General features: G+C 49.2%; 15 protein-coding genes. 13 read left to right on the top strand and 2 right to left on the bottom strand.

Features of this window, described 5'->3' with window-relative positions; genetic code table 11:
* Positions 1 to 42: 42 nt before the first annotated feature.
* The 6 genes from B0D95_RS21095 to B0D95_RS04025 all read left to right on the top strand — a co-directional run bounded on the left by B0D95_RS21095 (position 43) and on the right by B0D95_RS04025 (position 5,980).
* Entirely contained in the window at positions 43 to 567 is a 525-nt protein-coding gene (locus B0D95_RS21095; protein ID WP_246841719.1) for a helix-turn-helix domain-containing protein, read from the top strand.
* Positions 568 to 681: 114 nt separating this feature from the next.
* Positions 682 to 2,832, top strand: a complete 2,151-nt coding sequence (gene fadB / locus B0D95_RS04010; RefSeq protein WP_078042695.1) for a fatty acid oxidation complex subunit alpha FadB — start codon at positions 682 to 684, stop codon at positions 2,830 to 2,832.
* A gap of 12 nt (positions 2,833 to 2,844) precedes the next feature.
* Positions 2,845 to 4,023: an acetyl-CoA C-acyltransferase FadA gene (gene fadA, locus B0D95_RS04015; RefSeq protein WP_078042696.1), complete on the top strand. Its 1,179-nt coding sequence runs from the start codon at positions 2,845 to 2,847 to the stop codon at positions 4,021 to 4,023.
* Between the two features lie 174 nt (positions 4,024 to 4,197).
* Positions 4,198 to 4,692, top strand: coding sequence for a hypothetical protein (locus B0D95_RS20390; RefSeq protein ID WP_149867860.1), 495 nt, complete (start codon positions 4,198 to 4,200; stop codon positions 4,690 to 4,692).
* Complete coding sequence (locus B0D95_RS04020) at positions 4,644 to 5,609, top strand: hypothetical protein (RefSeq protein WP_149867861.1); 966 nt, start codon at positions 4,644 to 4,646, stop codon at positions 5,607 to 5,609. The genes B0D95_RS20390 and B0D95_RS04020 overlap by 49 nt, the downstream gene beginning before the upstream one ends.
* Positions 5,610 to 5,713: 104 nt before the next feature.
* The gene (locus B0D95_RS04025) at positions 5,714 to 5,980 is read left to right on the top strand and encodes a hypothetical protein (protein ID WP_078042698.1); all 267 of its coding nucleotides are present in this window, start codon (positions 5,714 to 5,716) and stop codon (positions 5,978 to 5,980) included.
* A 239-nt stretch (positions 5,981 to 6,219) separates the two neighbouring features.
* Here the strand turns inward: B0D95_RS04025 and B0D95_RS04035 are convergent, their stop codons facing one another.
* The gene (locus B0D95_RS04035; RefSeq protein ID WP_078042699.1) at positions 6,220 to 7,035 is read right to left on the bottom strand and encodes a M23 family metallopeptidase; all 816 of its coding nucleotides are present in this window, start codon (positions 7,033 to 7,035) and stop codon (positions 6,220 to 6,222) included.
* A gap of 342 nt (positions 7,036 to 7,377) precedes the next feature.
* Between B0D95_RS04035 and B0D95_RS04040 the strand changes: the two genes are divergently transcribed.
* The 4 genes from B0D95_RS04040 (at position 7,378) to B0D95_RS04055 (ending at position 11,732) form a co-directional block, all read left to right on the top strand.
* Complete coding sequence (locus tag B0D95_RS04040) at positions 7,378 to 8,724, top strand: PAS domain-containing sensor histidine kinase (RefSeq protein ID WP_078042700.1); 1,347 nt, start codon at positions 7,378 to 7,380, stop codon at positions 8,722 to 8,724.
* A 2-nt stretch (positions 8,725 to 8,726) separates the two neighbouring features.
* On the top strand, positions 8,727 to 10,286 hold the full coding sequence (locus tag B0D95_RS04045; RefSeq protein ID WP_078042701.1) for a sigma-54 dependent transcriptional regulator: 1,560 nt from the start codon (positions 8,727 to 8,729) through the stop codon (positions 10,284 to 10,286).
* Positions 10,287 to 10,649: 363 nt separating this feature from the next.
* The gene (locus B0D95_RS04050) at positions 10,650 to 10,976 is read left to right on the top strand and encodes a hypothetical protein (RefSeq protein WP_078042702.1); all 327 of its coding nucleotides are present in this window, start codon (positions 10,650 to 10,652) and stop codon (positions 10,974 to 10,976) included.
* A 219-nt stretch (positions 10,977 to 11,195) separates the two neighbouring features.
* The gene (locus B0D95_RS04055) at positions 11,196 to 11,732 is read left to right on the top strand and encodes a hypothetical protein (RefSeq protein ID WP_149867862.1); all 537 of its coding nucleotides are present in this window, start codon (positions 11,196 to 11,198) and stop codon (positions 11,730 to 11,732) included.
* 154 nt (positions 11,733 to 11,886) lie between these two features.
* Here the strand turns inward: B0D95_RS04055 and B0D95_RS04060 are convergent, their stop codons facing one another.
* Positions 11,887 to 12,087: a PA3496 family putative envelope integrity protein gene (locus tag B0D95_RS04060; RefSeq protein ID WP_078042704.1), complete on the bottom strand. Its 201-nt coding sequence runs from the start codon at positions 12,085 to 12,087 to the stop codon at positions 11,887 to 11,889.
* 256 nt (positions 12,088 to 12,343) lie between these two features.
* Here B0D95_RS04060 and fliE point away from each other — a divergent pair, with 256 nt between their 5' ends.
* The 3 genes from fliE to fliG are packed head-to-tail and all read left to right on the top strand — an operon-like array spanning position 12,344 to position 15,504.
* On the top strand, positions 12,344 to 12,718 hold the full coding sequence (gene fliE, locus B0D95_RS04065; RefSeq protein WP_078042705.1) for a flagellar hook-basal body complex protein FliE: 375 nt from the start codon (positions 12,344 to 12,346) through the stop codon (positions 12,716 to 12,718).
* A gap of 55 nt (positions 12,719 to 12,773) precedes the next feature.
* Positions 12,774 to 14,477: a flagellar basal-body MS-ring/collar protein FliF gene (gene fliF / locus B0D95_RS04070; RefSeq protein WP_078042706.1), complete on the top strand. Its 1,704-nt coding sequence runs from the start codon at positions 12,774 to 12,776 to the stop codon at positions 14,475 to 14,477.
* Positions 14,470 to 15,504, top strand: a complete 1,035-nt coding sequence (gene fliG / locus B0D95_RS04075; protein ID WP_078042707.1) for a flagellar motor switch protein FliG — start codon at positions 14,470 to 14,472, stop codon at positions 15,502 to 15,504. The genes fliF and fliG overlap by 8 nt, the downstream gene beginning before the upstream one ends.
* Positions 15,505 to 15,558: the final 54 nt, after the last annotated feature.

Below are 15,558 nucleotides of genomic sequence, written 5' to 3' on the forward strand. Positions count from 1 at the left end.
ATTCCTCTAGCCGTGCTGCTTGATTATGATGAGTAACCTGTTGTGAGCACTGAGAGCAGTATTCCATCAGATGATTGCCCTATATCGTCCGATACCGGTGTGCGGCTAAAGCTGCTGCGTGAATTAGCTGGTTTTTCCCAACGTGAATTAGCCAAGCGCGCGGGTGTAACCAACAGTAGTATCTCCACTATAGAGCAAGGGCAGGTAAGCCCCAGTGTTCAATCTCTTGTGCGTATTCTGTCTGCCATTCCTATCAGCCTGCCCGACTTTTTTGCCTTTGGTGTTGATGTAAATACCCGCGAATTAAACCGCTTGGTATCCCCGCCTATTCACTCTCGCACGCTGGTGCTAGCTGCCCGCTCTGCGGGTACATTTTCAGTGGCCTCTGCCGATTTGTCCGGTGTGGTGCTAAGCGGCGCGCTGACGCTTACACTGGCTGCAGGTGCTCAAACCCTGGTGACGGGCGAGTCTTTTTGTGTCTCTGCCGGGCAGTTATATCGCTTGGGTAATACAAGTAACGATGAGTCACGTTTGTTTATCTGTTCGCTTTTTGAGCTACCCATCTAATAAGCTCCCTTTTTGTGCGTTTGTTGTCAGCCTTTTGCGCTGCTCTAGGGCAAGTGCTGCTCATGCTGCTACACTCAAAGTCAGATTTTCCCTCCCTAGACAAAAGAGAGATTCATTATGTTTCAAGGAAAAGCCCTCAAGGTTACCCTTTTGCCCGATGGCATTGCGGAGCTGACCTTTGATCTGCAAGGCGAGTCAGTCAATAAATTCAATTTGCTCGCAGTTGCTGAACTTCAACAGGTACTTGATCTGTTGGGAACATCCTCGGGGATCAGGGGGCTCCTGATCACCAGCGCCAAAGAGGTATTTATTGTTGGTGCGGATATCACTGAATTTGGTGCTGTTTTTGCGGCTGGGCCCGATCAGGTCATCGGTCATCTGGCGGCCAACAATCGCAATTTCTGTCGTATTGAAGATTTACCCTTCCCAACCGTGGTGGCTATTAATGGCTTTGCGTTGGGCGGTGGCTTGGAATTCTGTTTGTCGTGTGATTACCGTATCGCCAGCACTGCGGCCAAAGTAGGTCTACCGGAAACCAAGTTGGGTATTATTCCCGGTTGGGGTGGTACGGTGCGACTGCCGCGTATTGCCGGTTTGGATACAGCGGTCGAATGGATCGCCGCAGGCAAAGAAAACGACGCAGAATCTGCGTTAACGGCGCGTGTGGTTGATGCGGTTGTTGAGCCTGCCAAGTTGCGCGATGCTGCACTTCATTGCCTGCAACAATGCATAGCTGGTGTGTTTGATTATCAGGCTCGCCGCACACAGAAAAAATCACCATTACAGTTAAATTTTATTGAATCGATGATGGCCTTTGAAACCTCCAAAGCATTTGTTGGGGCTCAGGCCGGGCGTAATTATCCAGCGCCAGTAACGGCAATTAAATCGATGCAGAAAGCGGCAGATAAAGGTCGCGATGAAGCCCTGCAAATTGAAGCGGAAGGTTTTGCCAAAATGGCATTAACACCCGTGGCTCAATCTTTGGTCGGGATCTTTATTAATGAGCAATTGCTCGGTAAAAAAGCCAAAGCCTGGGAGAAAAAGGCCGACAAAAAAATTGGCCGTGCGGCCGTGTTGGGTGCTGGCATTATGGGCGGTGGGATTGCCTACCAGTCGGCACTCAAGGGTGTCCCCATCAAAATGAAAGACATTGCCCAAAAAGGTATTGATCTTGGTTTGTCAGAAGCCAATAAATTATTAAGTAAGCGCGTAGAGCGTAAAAAATTAACTCCAGCAGAAATGGGAGACGTGTTAAATCGCATTGAGCCTGCGTTAACTTACGATGGTTTTGAGCAGGTCGATATTGTAGTGGAAGCCGTTGTAGAAAATCCGAAAGTGAAAAAAGCGGTATTGGCTGAGGCTGAAACAAAAGTGGGTGCTGATACGGTCATTGCTTCCAATACATCGACCATTTCAATTAGCTATCTGGCGGAAGGTTTGGCGCGTCCGGAAAATTTTTGCGGCATGCACTTTTTCAACCCTGTACACATGATGCCGCTGGTGGAGGTGATCCGCGGTGTAAAAACCTCGGATAACGCTATTGCGCGCACCGTTGCCTACGCCAATGCGATGGGTAAAAAACCGATTGTGGTGAAAGACTGTCCCGGCTTTTTAGTGAATCGCGTGTTGTTTCCCTATTTGGCCGGTTTTGCAATCTTGGTGCGCGATGGTGTGGATTTCCAGCGCATCGACAAGCTGATGGAAACCTGGGGTTGGCCAATGGGGCCTGCCTATCTGCTGGATGTTGTGGGGATTGATACCGCTGTTCATGCCGAGAAAGTGATGGCTGATGGTTTCCCGGATCGCATGCAACGCAATTTTACCTCCTGTACCGATGCCTTGTTTGCGGCTGGCCGCTTGGGGCAAAAAACGGAAAAAGGTTTTTACAACTACGCGCTGGATAAAAAAGGTAAGCCTGCCAAGGTGGTTGCACCGGAAGTCGCCGATATAGTGAAGGCTGGTGTTCAGGTCACGGCAGATATTAGCGATGAAGACATTATCGCGCGGATGATGATTCCAATGGCAACCGAGCTGACTCGTTGCCTTGATGAAGGCATTGTGGAAACGGCGGCCGAGGCGGATATGGCACTGGTGTATGGTACGGGGTTCCCTCCATTCCGTGGTGGTGTGTTCCGTTGGATCGATTCCATAGGTGCGGCAGCATTCTGTGATATGGCAGCAAAATTCAGTGCGCTCGGTCCGCTCTATCATGCGCCGGACAGTCTTAAAGCCAAAGCGGCCAACCATCAAAAATTTTACGGCTAAGGAGTCAGAATAATGAGCTTACAACCACGCGATGCCGTTATCGTCGATTATGCACGTAGCGCTATGGGGCGCTCCAAGAATGGTTGCTTCCGCAATGTGCGTGCAGATGATATTTCTGCGGCCATTATCAAAGGCCTTCTGGCTCGCAATCCGCAGTTAGACCCTAATACTATCGATGATTTGCTCTGGGGCTGCGTTATGCAGCGTGAAGAGCAGGCCTTTAATGTGGCGCGCAATATTTTGCTGCTCGCCGGTTTGCCGCACACTATTCCCGCCCAAACCATCAATCGTTTGTGTGGTTCCTCCATGTCGGCCCTACACACCGCTACAGTGAATATCCGTGCCGGGCAGGGTGATGTGTACTTGATTGGCGGTGTTGAGCATATGGGGCATTTGCCCATGTATGAATCCGTCAGCATTAACCCCTTGCTGGGACTTTCGGTTGCCAAAGCGGCAGGCAATATGGGCATGACAGCAGAATATCTGGCGCTGTTACATGGCATTAATCGTCAGCAAATGGATGAGTTCGGGGTTCGCTCGCACCAGTTGGCCGCCAAAGCGCGGGCAGAAGGGAAGTTCAGTCGCGAAATTCTTGCGGTTAATGGACACAATGCGGATGGTTTTTTAATCGCGGTTGATCAGGATGAAACCATTCGTCCCGACACGACTTACGAAGCCCTGGCTAAATTGCCTCCGGTATTTGACCCTAAAAATGGTCAGGTCACGGCGGGAACTTCATCGCAAATGAGTGATGGGGCATCGGTTATGTTGGTGATGTCGGCAGAGCGTGCCAAGGCGCTCGGACTTAAGCCTATCGCCAAAGTGGTCTCCATGGGCTTGGCTGGTGTTGATCCATCCATTATGGGGTATGGCCCAGTGCCATCCACAGAAAAGGCACTGAAAGCGGTTAACCTGACAATGGACGACATAGATGCCGTCGAGTTAAACGAGGCTTTTGCTGCCCAAGCCTTGCCTGTGCTGAAAGACCTCAAATTGCTTGAGGTGATGAACGATAAGGTAAATTTGCATGGTGGGGCAATTGCCTTGGGGCATCCTTTTGGTTGCTCGGGTACCCGTATTACCGGCTCCTTACTGACGGTAATGCAGGATCGCGATTTAACTATGGGCGTTTCTACCATGTGTATTGGTTTGGGGCAGGGCATTACAACAGTGCTGGAGCGGCTTAATTAGTTGTTTATCTAGCCTGCTATCTACCAAAACAGCCACCACTAAAAAAGCCGACCCAGTGTCGGCTTTTTTAGTGGTCTTTGTAATCAAATGTTGCATGTGTTGTTTTGCCAGCAAGAAATTGCAACGCTCTGATAAACTACAATCCTACGTTGGCTAGCTAATAAAGAGACAGGATTGATTCTTCACACTCTGGATAACAACACCGCACCTGAAGTTTGCTTGAGCGGACATGTGGAAGCATGGCAGGAATCGGCGCAGGAACAGGCTGTTGATATTTTTGCGCTGCGCTTCGTTCATCACGCCACTTATCTGGCAGAGAAATCGCAACAGACATTACTCGCACTGGTGACTATTCAGTCGCGCAATACCCAGTCTACAGTCCCTGATGTTCACATCAGCATTTTTCCCTGCACTGAGGCGCGTATACGCGAACTGGAATCATTGCCTGCTACTATCGAGTCGGCGGTTTGTTATTGCCAGCAGCAAGCTTTTCCCCGTGTGCTCATCTCTGCGCCTTTATTTTTGTCGCCGGTCCATATTCCCAAGCCTTGGGGCAAGAAGTTTGGTATACCGGCATTGAGGCGCGCGGTCAGGCAGAGGTTATTGGTGAAAGGGGCAACTTGCCTTTGCCATGGGTGCTGGAGTTTTTGCGTCATCGCCTCGCTTTAGGTGATGCAGGGCAGCTAATACTGCTAAAAGTGCTCGACCCGCTTGCAGACGAATGTTATGGCGACCTCTATTTCGAGCTACATGAGCAAAAACAAGAGGTCTATGTCGTGACTCACGTGGATCAGCAAGCATGGCCTGATGGGCGCGGCGCAATTCAATTGGGCTTTGATCCGGCCATAAGGGCGCGGTATACAACCAACGAGGCATTTAAGCTTGCCTATGGTGTGGCTGTTAGTGATTATGAAAAGGTGCGGCGGGCAATAGATGATTTGCTGGATCACAAAAAGCGTGAGCAAGGCATTGCACTCGATCAGCCTATCGCGGCGTGCCAGTTAAGGTTATGGATGAATGAGCTGGCACAAGATGCTGAATATAAAGCATTAGTTGACCGTGAAAAAATATTGAAGCAGGTTATGGATGGGTTTGTGGCGCTTCACCCGCTAGCGGTGGGCGATGTAGTGGCTGTACCTCGGCTGGTGCCGCATGCGTTGCAGCATGGGGTACGGGTTGTTGAGTTCCAGACGCCTGTATATGAACGAAAAATTCTCAGCTTTGGGCAAAAGGTGCTAACCCAGAAACACTGGGATACTGCTGCTGCACTAAATCTTGTCGATATGGATTCTGCTCTGTTGGTGCCTCCAACGGTGCTGTGTCACAGCGATGCTCTTCAGGTTCAACGTATCGTCAATTTTGAAGACTTTGAGGTTCGTCGCATCAGATTATGCGGTGAATATACCTTGGAATTCGACCATTATTGCCTGCTCATGGTATTGGAGGGGGAGGTGGGTATTCATAGTCTTGCGGGTTGTACTCGCTTGGCTAATGGCGATGTGACATTAATAGTGGCCGATGTGTTTCCCCATCAGATTGAGTCCTCTTCCGGGTTGCTGCTGCAGGCTATTCCTCGCGTGGCGTGAGTTGTTTGCCCACTTTGCGGCGCTTACCGCCGCTATCAAATAGGCTTCCTTGGCATTGAGTGTTAGAATGCGCGCCCTTTTCATGTGGCGATAACAGGAACCCTATGTCTTCCTTTTATGAAATTGTTGAGCTGACGAATGGCGATGTAGCCCTGCAACGTGCAGACAGCGAGACAAATGAACCTTTGGTAACGATTCGTTTTTCTCAGGAATCCCTGGCATTTTTGGGCGAAGAGAAATTCATGGTTGCCAAAGCGATGATTGAAGCGGGAATGGATGCGGCAGGTGAGATTGCGGATCAGCAAGCGGAGGCGCAGTTGGATGAGGCCTTTGGAGAATTGTCTGAACTGGAAAAGCTGATGTTGCACTAACAAAAAACGTTTCATCATCCCTGATGTTGACGGATTGATCTGTAGTTATCTAACACGTAATAGTAGCCCCTGACATTGACCTTTCGCTGCCGCGACTTCCAGTTGCGATAACTCTTTATCGCTCAGTTTCCCCGGGCTGGAAATAACCGTGTGACTGTTGCCAGCCGACAAAGCTTCCCATGTTATCCAGAGTAGTGCTTGCGGGTCTTGTGCATGGATGACGCGAATGTAGCGGGTATTTACCCCATAAGACTCAAGCAATGGATGACAAAATGCAGGTGGGGGCCGCTGGAGTAGCCGGAACTACCGGATTTGGCGAGGGTGGTACCCGCGGTGACTTTGTCGCCTACGCGCACAGCTGCGGTGCCCAAGAGAATGTGGCCGTAAAGGGCAAAGGTGCCGTCGTCATGGAGAATGCGTACGTAATTGGCTTTGTCGAGGAAGAATTTATCCACGCCGCCCATGTAGTAATCGTCCTTTACGGCGATTACGACACCGGCGCGTGCGGCGTTGATGGCGGTACCCACCGGCAGTGCTATATCGACGGCATAGCGGCTGTTATCACCCTGATGGGAAAACTTACCGTTAAAGGCCTGGGTGATTCTGTAGCAGCCCAAGGGGTCAGCAGGGAACTGGTATTCCTGCGGCCCTGGCACGCGGCTGGGGTCGCCCCATTGCCATTTGTAGGTAAAAGGTTCAATGGTATCCGCTGTGCTCAACAGGGTTTTCTTGCCAAGAGCGGGAATAACGCGGGATTTGCCTTTCTTGAGTTGCGACGACTGCAGTCTGACGTGAACGGGTGCATGAAAAGGGTTGTGCACCACCAAGTGATTCTTGCCCCGCTGCTCATCTTTATCGACAAAAAACCTGGGTTCTATTTTCGGTTTGGCAGTTTTTTTCAGGGTAAGCGTTTCTGCTGTATCGGTTTTGGGTTTTTTGTCGGTATAACGCCATTTGCCGTTGGCATCCTGGTATTTATAAATATCGGCTGCCTGCAGCGGCGGACCTGAAAATACTAAAACCAGTCCAAGTAATGGCAATAAGTGGCGTCGCATAATTGTCCCTGAATGTTATTGGTGCCTGTTTGATCGGTACCAAACCCGTCAAATACCTGGCCTGTCAAAACAGTCGCGTTTTATACGCTAATCCACAGCAATATTAAATCGCCAGTGCGGTAGCCGGGTGTTATTGCTGCTGCTGTGGTCTTGGCAAGTGCGAGCCAATAGTTTGACTGGCTGTTTGCGTGTTTTTATGTAACTCATTGATAATAAAAACAAAAAAAGATTGGCATCAGGCTTGCAGTTACCCCTGTATAGCAGTGCCACGGGCAGCTGATCCGTTAACTTATTGACGGTTTGGTTAGCGATGTGGCGCGAGATCAGCGATCAGGGGTTTCTATGACACAAGCACTTTTGAATACGGTGGATAAGGCAGGGTTGACGCTCGTACCTGTGGGCGATGCTGCCAACACCAATGCGGGTGTGTTGCTAACCAGGCCGCTGGTTCAAGAGCCCCTGCTGGTTAAAGACAGGGTACTCGCTGAAAAGAGCCAGGATTTAAAAAGTGCTTTTGCCTTGTTTGATCAGCTTTCCAATCAACTGGCGGATTCCTATCACCTGTTGGAAAACCGCGTTGCAGAATTAAATGAAGAGCTGTCCAGCCTGAGTGATCGCCGGTTACAAGAGCTGGCGGAAAAAGAAAAGCTCGCGCATCGCTTGGAAAGCCTGCTCAACTTTTTACCCGGTGGCGTGGTGGTACTGGATTCCTCAGGCCGCGTTTCCGAATGCAACCCGGCAGCGCTTGACTTATTGGGCGAGCCCCTGCAAGGCGAACTTTGGCGCGAAGTGATTAAACGCAGCTTTGCGCCACGTCAGGATGATGGTCATGAAGTCTCTTTACACGATGGCCGTCGCATTAGTATTCAAACCCGCAATCTTGGTGAAGACGGGCAAATTATTTTGCTGACCGATCAAACCGAAACCCGCCGATTGCAGGGCGAGTTGAGTCGCCATGAGCGATTGTCCGCACTGGGCAAAATGATGGGGGCACTGGCACATCAAATCCGCACGCCGCTGTCCTCCGCTATGTTGTACGCCGGTCATTTGTGCGATGGCAAATTGGATGATATGCGTCGCCAACAATTCTCTGAAAAAATTCTCGGGCGCTTGAACAATATCGAGCGTCAAATCCAAGACATGCTGTTTTACGTGAAAGGCGAATTGCAATTAAACGATGTAATCAGCGTAGCGCAATTACAAAATGAATTGGCCGAGGCGATGGAAGTGCCGCTCATGACCAGTGAATCCAGTTGTGAGTGGGTTATGAATTGTCGTGAAGAATACATTCAATGCAATCGCGATGCGCTCGTAGGCGCGGTATTGAATCTGGTGAATAACGCCATTCAAGCCGTAGAGCGCAAAGCGCATTTACGCATTGAATTTAATACTTATCCCAACGCGCTGAAGAGTGCTACCGACAAACATCGTTTGCCGCTGGAGCAGGAAGCGCCACGCTTGTGGATTCGAGTGTGTGACAAAGGCCCGGGCATGGCGCCGGAGCTGCTCAATGCGGTGGGCGATTTATTTGTAACTACCAAAGCCCAGGGGACTGGTTTGGGGTTGAGTGTGGTGCAGGCGGTTGCGCGTGCACATCACGGAAAATTTTTATTGCAATCGACGGTTGGTAAAGGGACTTGCGCAAGCTTGTTAATTCCTTTTGCAACCTTTCAATCCCAGGGGAATTAATCATGGCGTTAGCATTGCAACAAGCTGGCTTTGAAAATGCGATCAACGTATTGGTTGTCGAAGATGACAATAACCTGCGTGAAGCCTTAACCGATACGCTGCAGTTGGCAGATTATGCAGTGATTGCCGTAAGCAGTGCGGAAGATGCACTCAAACAGCTCGCACTTTACAGCGACATTCGCATGATTGTGTCTGATGTAAATATGGGCGGCATGAGTGGTCATGAATTGTTGCGCTGCGTAAAGCAGGACTATCCACAAATTCCCATGATGTTGATTACGGCTTACGCCAGCATTAGCGAATCGGTTGATGCAATGAAGCAGGGCGCGGTGGATTATTTGGTAAAACCCTTTGCGCCAAATACCTTGGTGGAAACCGTGGCGCGGCATTTGGGAGTAGCGCAAATTTCCGGTGACGAACCGGTGGCCATGGCGCCTTCCAGCCAGCAACTTTTGCAGCTTGCAAAACGTGTTGCGCAGTCAGATTCCACGGTGTTGGTGGTGGGAGAATCAGGCACGGGTAAAGAAGTACTGGCGCGTTATATTCACGATCACTCACCACGTCGCCATCAACCTTTTATCGCGATTAACTGCGCGGCGATTCCGGAAAATATGTTGGAAGCCATGTTGTTTGGGCATGAAAAAGGCGCTTATACCGGCGCCCACACCAGCAGCCCGGGGAAATTTGAACAGGCTAATGGCGGCACTTTGTTGCTCGATGAAATTTCAGAAATGGATATTGGCTTGCAAGCAAAATTATTGCGTGTTTTGCAGGAGCGCGAAGTGGAGCGCTTGGGTGGGCGTAAAACTATTAAGTTGGATGTGCGTGTGATTGCCACCTCCAACCGCGATATGCGCAGTGAAGTCGTTGCGGGAAAATTCCGCGAAGACTTGTACTATCGCCTGAGTGTATTGCCCTTGCAGTGGGCACCGCTGCGCGATCGCATGGAGGATATTATTCCGCTCGCAGAAAAACTCTTGCAAAAGCATGCCCACAAACAAAATCGTCGCGGTGTGAACTTGTCACCTTCTGCACAACAAATGCTGCTCGCTTATCCATGGCCGGGCAATGTACGCGAGCTGGATAACATTATGCAGCGCGCTTTGATTTTGCAGCCAGGTAAATCGATTCAGGCAGAAGATTTGGGCTTGGGCGGTGAAGGCACCTATTCACAAAGCCCGATCAGCTACAGCCAAAAGCCGAATTTATTGCAAGCGGCGCAGGCGGTTAACCCAGTTATGGATGACGGCGGAGACAGACAGCCATCTTTTGCGGCGCAGGCTTTTGCCAATGCCAGCTTCCGCGCCAGTCAATTTTCTGTCGGTGCAGTGAACAACGAACATTTGGCGCTGGTTAGCAATCAACCAGTGCAGCATTCATCGCTGAATAATCCTGCATTAGGTAACGACCTTAAGCAGCGCGAGTACGAAATTATTATGAATACCTTGCGCAATGAGCGCGGCAGCCGGAAAAACACGGCCGAGCGATTGGGAATCAGTGCACGTACCCTGCGCTATAAAATTGCGCGTTTGCGTGAAGAGGGTTATGACATTACCGAGTAAGTAAATCCTGATAGTTCCTGTCGCATCCTGCTTGTTTGTACTCTTGCTGGATGCGGCAAACCTACCGAATATCCCCATAGCCGTAATAGCTATCACGTCCCAATACATCCCTCCAAGCCAGCAATCGGCAAAGAAGCTAGCCTTGATTTTCTGTAATTGCATCTGTTTGGATAATATCCAATTAATTCAGCATCAGTAGCTTATAACTCAGTAATTAATTAGGAATGGTGATTAAAATGTTGATTTTTATGGGTTTAAATGCATTTAAACTGTTCCAGTTTTTGGGAATTATACAGCGACACAATAAATTTATTGGAATAAATCCCTGCGAGTTATATAGTTGATGCAAAGCAATAAACTGTTATGCAAAACTATAATATATGGGGAATTATTTTGAAGCTTATAACTGTACAAGTAGTGGAAGCACAAAAAGGATACTTCGCTATCTATGAACTAGACGGGCCAGAAGATTTGGAAAAAATTGAGCCTATAATCGCATGGAGAGTGGAAACCTACGAAAAAGAAGATGGAATTGGACTGTATTCTGTTTGCACCCCACTAACGGTAGACGGTGATGTGGGCGGTAATTGTATTGGCGTACAAAATCCAGATCTTTCAGTAACTGTATTTGAGGAATCCACATACTCATCCTTGGTTGAATTAATAAGTATGAGAAAGAGGAAAAATTAATACCTGCAATACAAGTTTAGTTTGCTTGCCGATCGCAAATATTCAGCACTGTAGAATTTAAAATGGCCACTATTTTTGTGTATGTCTTATTTGATAGGTTTCAATTGAACTAAATGGGTTGAAATTTAGAAAGTAATTATTAATCAATTGGCTGTAGGGAGATTCAGTATTTTTTAGGTTTTTCTACGGCCTCTTTAGAGGCATAAAGAGGGGGCTTAATTGGAAGTGGATCGAGAAACTATATCATCATCATCGCTATTTTCGACAAGCGATACTATATCTATTTGCGCAGCAATTATTGCGTTGTCTGCTCTAGGTATTTCTATCTGGCAGGGAGCATTAACAAGAAAGCATAATCGAGTTTCTGTTAGGCCGCATATTGATTGTCATTCAAATATGACTAATGGAGAAAAAATAGAGATAAAGTTGTGTAATCATGGCGTTGGTCCTGCGATTTTTAAATCCATTGCTTTTTCCCACGGCAACAGTGAGTTCAGAGTAAAAAATTACAATGATTACAAGGTTTTGTTTTCTAGCGTGGGTGTTTCTTTAGAAAAAATTTCACATAAATTAGCTTCTTTAGATGATCAGTCTGCTCTCTACCAAGGAACAGAAGTGACTCTTCTCGCTTTTGAAGGGACTCAATCTGATAATGAGCTTCATGCAAAAATATGCGCAGCTCTAAGTCAATTAACACTGGAAATAAAATACGAGTGTATTTATGGAAAAATTCATACTTTTAAAGTTAAGTTATAACAAATATGATTCTCATTTTTGATGAGGATCTCAATAATCGATTGGTTCTACTTTTTTAAAGAGTCTGGATTGGTCTGATAGCAAATACACAGGCTAGCCTGTTGAATAGCTAATGTTTAAAGATAATAATTAACCGGCATATTTCACCGGCAACCTAGTGCAAATAATCAAAATCATACTCGCACGTTTCGCGCGCTAGTTTTTTTGCTTCCCACTTCTCTTCTAATTTGCGGCGACATTCCATGTTGCGCCGCATCTTTTGTTTCTTGCTTTTTGATACCACGACATCGGCGATAAAGCTCGCCATGGCGTCATCGAGTATTTCCAATTCGGTGTGCATAGTAAGCAGATTCATACCTATCTCCTGTAAATGCAATGGTCGAGTGCAGCAAGGGCAAGCCTATTTTTATTCCATGACAAAGCAATGAACGAAACACGACAAATTGATTAATTCGCACGCAGTATTTGCGCGCAACAGGCAAGTGATTGCCGAGCGGCAAATGTTGGCCTGCTTTGTGCAAAATCCTCCCCAGAGAAGAAATAAGCGGGCGTAATGCCAAATTATTGTCACCCGCTATTGGGCTGAATGAGTAAGAAGGGGGAGTTTCACCATGACCGATCGCGTTGATATCAGCAGGCTTCTGGGCGATATGCGTGCTATGAAAGCGCAAACCCAGGCGTTCCAGCGCCCGCAGGGCATAGGTGATACCCCTAATGGGATGCGCAGCCTCGGCGCTTTGCCGGTAGAGGGCGCTACCAAGGTGCCCAGCTTCGGCGATTTAATGACGCAGGCAGTGAATAAAGTGAATGAGGTGCAAAAAACCTCCAGTGCCATGGCCGATGCTTACGAGCGCGGTGTGGCGGGTGTGGACATTACCGACGTGATGATTGCCTCGCAAAAGGCGTCGGTGTCATTTCAAGCGGCGGTACAGGTGCGCAATAAATTAATCGATGCCTACCGCGACGTTATGAATATGCCTATTTAATTCGCAACCCATTCCAGAATTACCGCTAGAACATTATCGATAAGGTATAGAAATTATGGCTACTCCCGCCGCGTCAGATACAGAAAAATTACCCGCCCAATCGCGTTTTGGCGGTGATTTTCTTGAAGGCCTCAGCAATCTGAATTTACTGCGTCAGATTGGTTTGATGGTGACACTGGCTGCCAGCGTGGCGATTGGTTTTGCCATTGTCATGTGGATGCAGGGCGATGATTACCGTCCACTCTATGGGCGTATGGATAATCTGGATGCCTCCAATGTGGTGGATGTGCTGGAGCAAAACCGCATTAAATTTAAAGTCGATCCTAACAGCGGCGCCATTCTGGTGGCGGCCGATGATGTGCATATGGCGCGCCTGAAATTGGCGGAGTTTGGTTTGCCTTCAAGCCCGGTACAGGGTTTTGAATTGATGGATAAAGAACAGCCACTGGGCACCAGCCAATTTGTGGAAAGTACACGCTACCAGCGCAGTATTGAAGGTGAATTGGCGCGGACGATTACCAGTATCAATAGCATCCGCAGCGCACGGGTGCATTTGGCCATTCCGAAAAAAACCGTATTTGTACGTGATACCGCCAATCCAACCGCCTCCGTTTTTGTGGAAGTGTTTGCCGGTAGAACGGTAGATGCGGCGCAAGTCAAAGCCATTATGAATTTAGTTGCATCCTCTGTGCCCGGTATGAAAATGGAGGATGTCACCCTGGTGGATCAGCAGGGTAATTTATTGTCCACCGGCGAGGAAAGTGCAGATCTGCTCTTGGCAGCCAAGCAACATCAATATTCCAAAGAAGTAGAAACCAGCATTATTCGCCGCATCAATGGCATTCTTGAACCCGTTGTGGGCGGTGGTAACTTCCGCGCCGAGGTGAGTGCGGATGTAGACTTCACCGCCGTAGAGCAGGCGGCCGAAACCTTCAACCCGGATTTACCGGCCATTCGTTCGGAGCAAACCCTGAACGAAACCCGCCGCGCGGGCGATGTGGCTGCCGGTATTCCCGGTGCCTTGACCAACCAACCGCCGGGCACTGCGGCGGCGCCCGAGCAAATCGACCCGGCGACTGGCCAGCCCATTGCTCCTGCCACACCGACCAATAATCGCGAACAAGCGACTCGTAATTACGAGTTGGATCGCACCGTTAGTTATACAAAACACCAGCAGGGCACACTCAAACGCTTAACCGTGGCCGTGGTTGTGGACGATAAAATAGTCAAAAACGCGGAAGGCGTTGAAACCGCGGTACCATGGACAGAAGCTGAATTGGAACGCTTGTCTATACTGGTACGTGACGCTGTGGGTTTTAGCGCGGTACGCGGCGACAGTGTGAACGTGTTGAACTCACCTTTTGCCAATCGTGCACTTGATCCTAATGCCGGAATGGAAGCCTTGCCCTGGTGGCAAGAGTGGATCATCCCCAACATCAAATACATTGCCAGCGTACTGGTGATTTTGTTGATTGTGTTTGGATTACTGCGCCCCATGTTTAGAAGCCTTGCCAAACAAGGCGGGGCGATTGCCGAGGAAGAAGAGGCGCGCCAGTTGGCAGCACTTGAAGCGGCCGGTGCCGCAGGCCTGGATGGCATGTCTGATGAAACCGTAACCCTGACCGGCGGCCATGCGCTGATGTTGCCCGGGCCAGAGCAGGGTTACGAAGAACAACTTAATGCAATTAAAGGCTTGATTGCCGACGACCCGGGCCGCGTTGCCCAGGTGGTTAAAAAGTGGATAAATCGCGATGACTGATGCAAATGATAAAGCGGTCGCTACAAAACCCGCGCTGAAGATGCGCTATGTCGATCAGGCAGCGATTCTGTTGATGTCGCTGGGCGAGGCAGACGCTGCTGAAATTCTCAAGCACATGGGGCCGAAAGAAGTACAGCGCATCGGTGGCGCCATGACGCAGCTGCAAAATGTGCAGCAGTCCGAAGTGCAGTTGGTACTGGCGAATTTCCTCGATGAAGTGCGCACCCTCACGGGCCTTGGTGTCGGTGCCGATAATTACATTCGCAAAATGTTGGTTACCGCGTTGGGTGAAGATAAAGCCAACAGCCTGATTGACCGTATTTTGATTGGCGGCAATACCACCGGCCTGGATACATTGAAGTGGATGGATGCGCGCTCCGTGTCCGATATGATCCGCAACGAACACCCCCAAATTCAGGCGATCGTTATTGCCTACCTGGAAGCGGATCAGTCCGCCGAAATTCTGACGTATTTCCCCGAAAAAGTGCGCCTCGACATTATGATGCGCGTCGCCTCGCTCGATACAGTGCAACCGAGTGCGCTGCAAGAACTGAACGATATTCTGGAAAAACAATTCTCCGGCAATGCGGCATCGCAAACCAAAGCCATGGGCGGTTACAAAGTGGCGGCGGAGATTATGAACAACCTGGACGGTTCTATCGAAGCCGAATTGATGGAAGGCATCAAAGAAATCGACGAAGACATGGGCAACCAGATTCAGGACCTTATGTTTGTCTTCGACAACCTCAAAGATGTGGACGATCGCGGTATTCAGGCGCTGTTGCGCGAAGTGTCGTCCGATGTATTGGTGGTAGCGCTCAAGGGCGCCGACGACGAACTCAAGGAAAAGATTTTCAAGAATATGTCCAAGCGCGCCGCCGAATTGCTGCGCGACGATCTGGAAACCAAGCCGCCCATGCGCTTGGCCGATGTGGAAGCAGCGCAGAAAGAAATCCTTATCACGGCGCGCCGTATGGCCGATGCAGGCGAAATTATGCTGGGCGGCGGTGGCGACCAAATGGTGTAATGGGGCGCCCGTTTTCCCTTGTTATGTTGTTATCGCCTTTTTTGAGTTACTGAG

It is taken from the genome of Cellvibrio sp. PSBB023, from assembly GCF_002007605.1.
In the GTDB taxonomy this organism is placed as follows: domain Bacteria; phylum Pseudomonadota; class Gammaproteobacteria; order Pseudomonadales; family Cellvibrionaceae; genus Cellvibrio.

Bases quoted from the DNA above. Each gene is read 5' to 3' on its own strand.
- fadA (WP_078042696.1), top strand. From the start codon at position 2,845: ATGAGCTTACAACCACGCGATGCCGTTATCGTCGATTATGCACGTAGC.
- B0D95_RS04025 (WP_078042698.1), top strand. From the start codon at position 5,714: ATGTCTTCCTTTTATGAAATTGTTGAGCTGACGAATGGCGATGTAGCC.
- B0D95_RS04035 (WP_078042699.1), bottom strand. From the start codon at position 7,035: ATGCGACGCCACTTATTGCCATTACTTGGACTGGTTTTAGTATTTTCA.
- B0D95_RS04040 (WP_078042700.1), top strand. From the start codon at position 7,378: ATGACACAAGCACTTTTGAATACGGTGGATAAGGCAGGGTTGACGCTC.
- B0D95_RS04045 (WP_078042701.1), top strand. From the start codon at position 8,727: ATGGCGTTAGCATTGCAACAAGCTGGCTTTGAAAATGCGATCAACGTA.
- B0D95_RS04050 (WP_078042702.1), top strand. From the start codon at position 10,650: ATGCAAAACTATAATATATGGGGAATTATTTTGAAGCTTATAACTGTA.
- B0D95_RS04060 (WP_078042704.1), bottom strand. From the start codon at position 12,087: ATGAATCTGCTTACTATGCACACCGAATTGGAAATACTCGATGACGCC.
- fliE (WP_078042705.1), top strand. From the start codon at position 12,344: ATGACCGATCGCGTTGATATCAGCAGGCTTCTGGGCGATATGCGTGCT.
- fliF (WP_078042706.1), top strand. From the start codon at position 12,774: ATGGCTACTCCCGCCGCGTCAGATACAGAAAAATTACCCGCCCAATCG.
- fliG (WP_078042707.1), top strand. From the start codon at position 14,470: ATGACTGATGCAAATGATAAAGCGGTCGCTACAAAACCCGCGCTGAAG.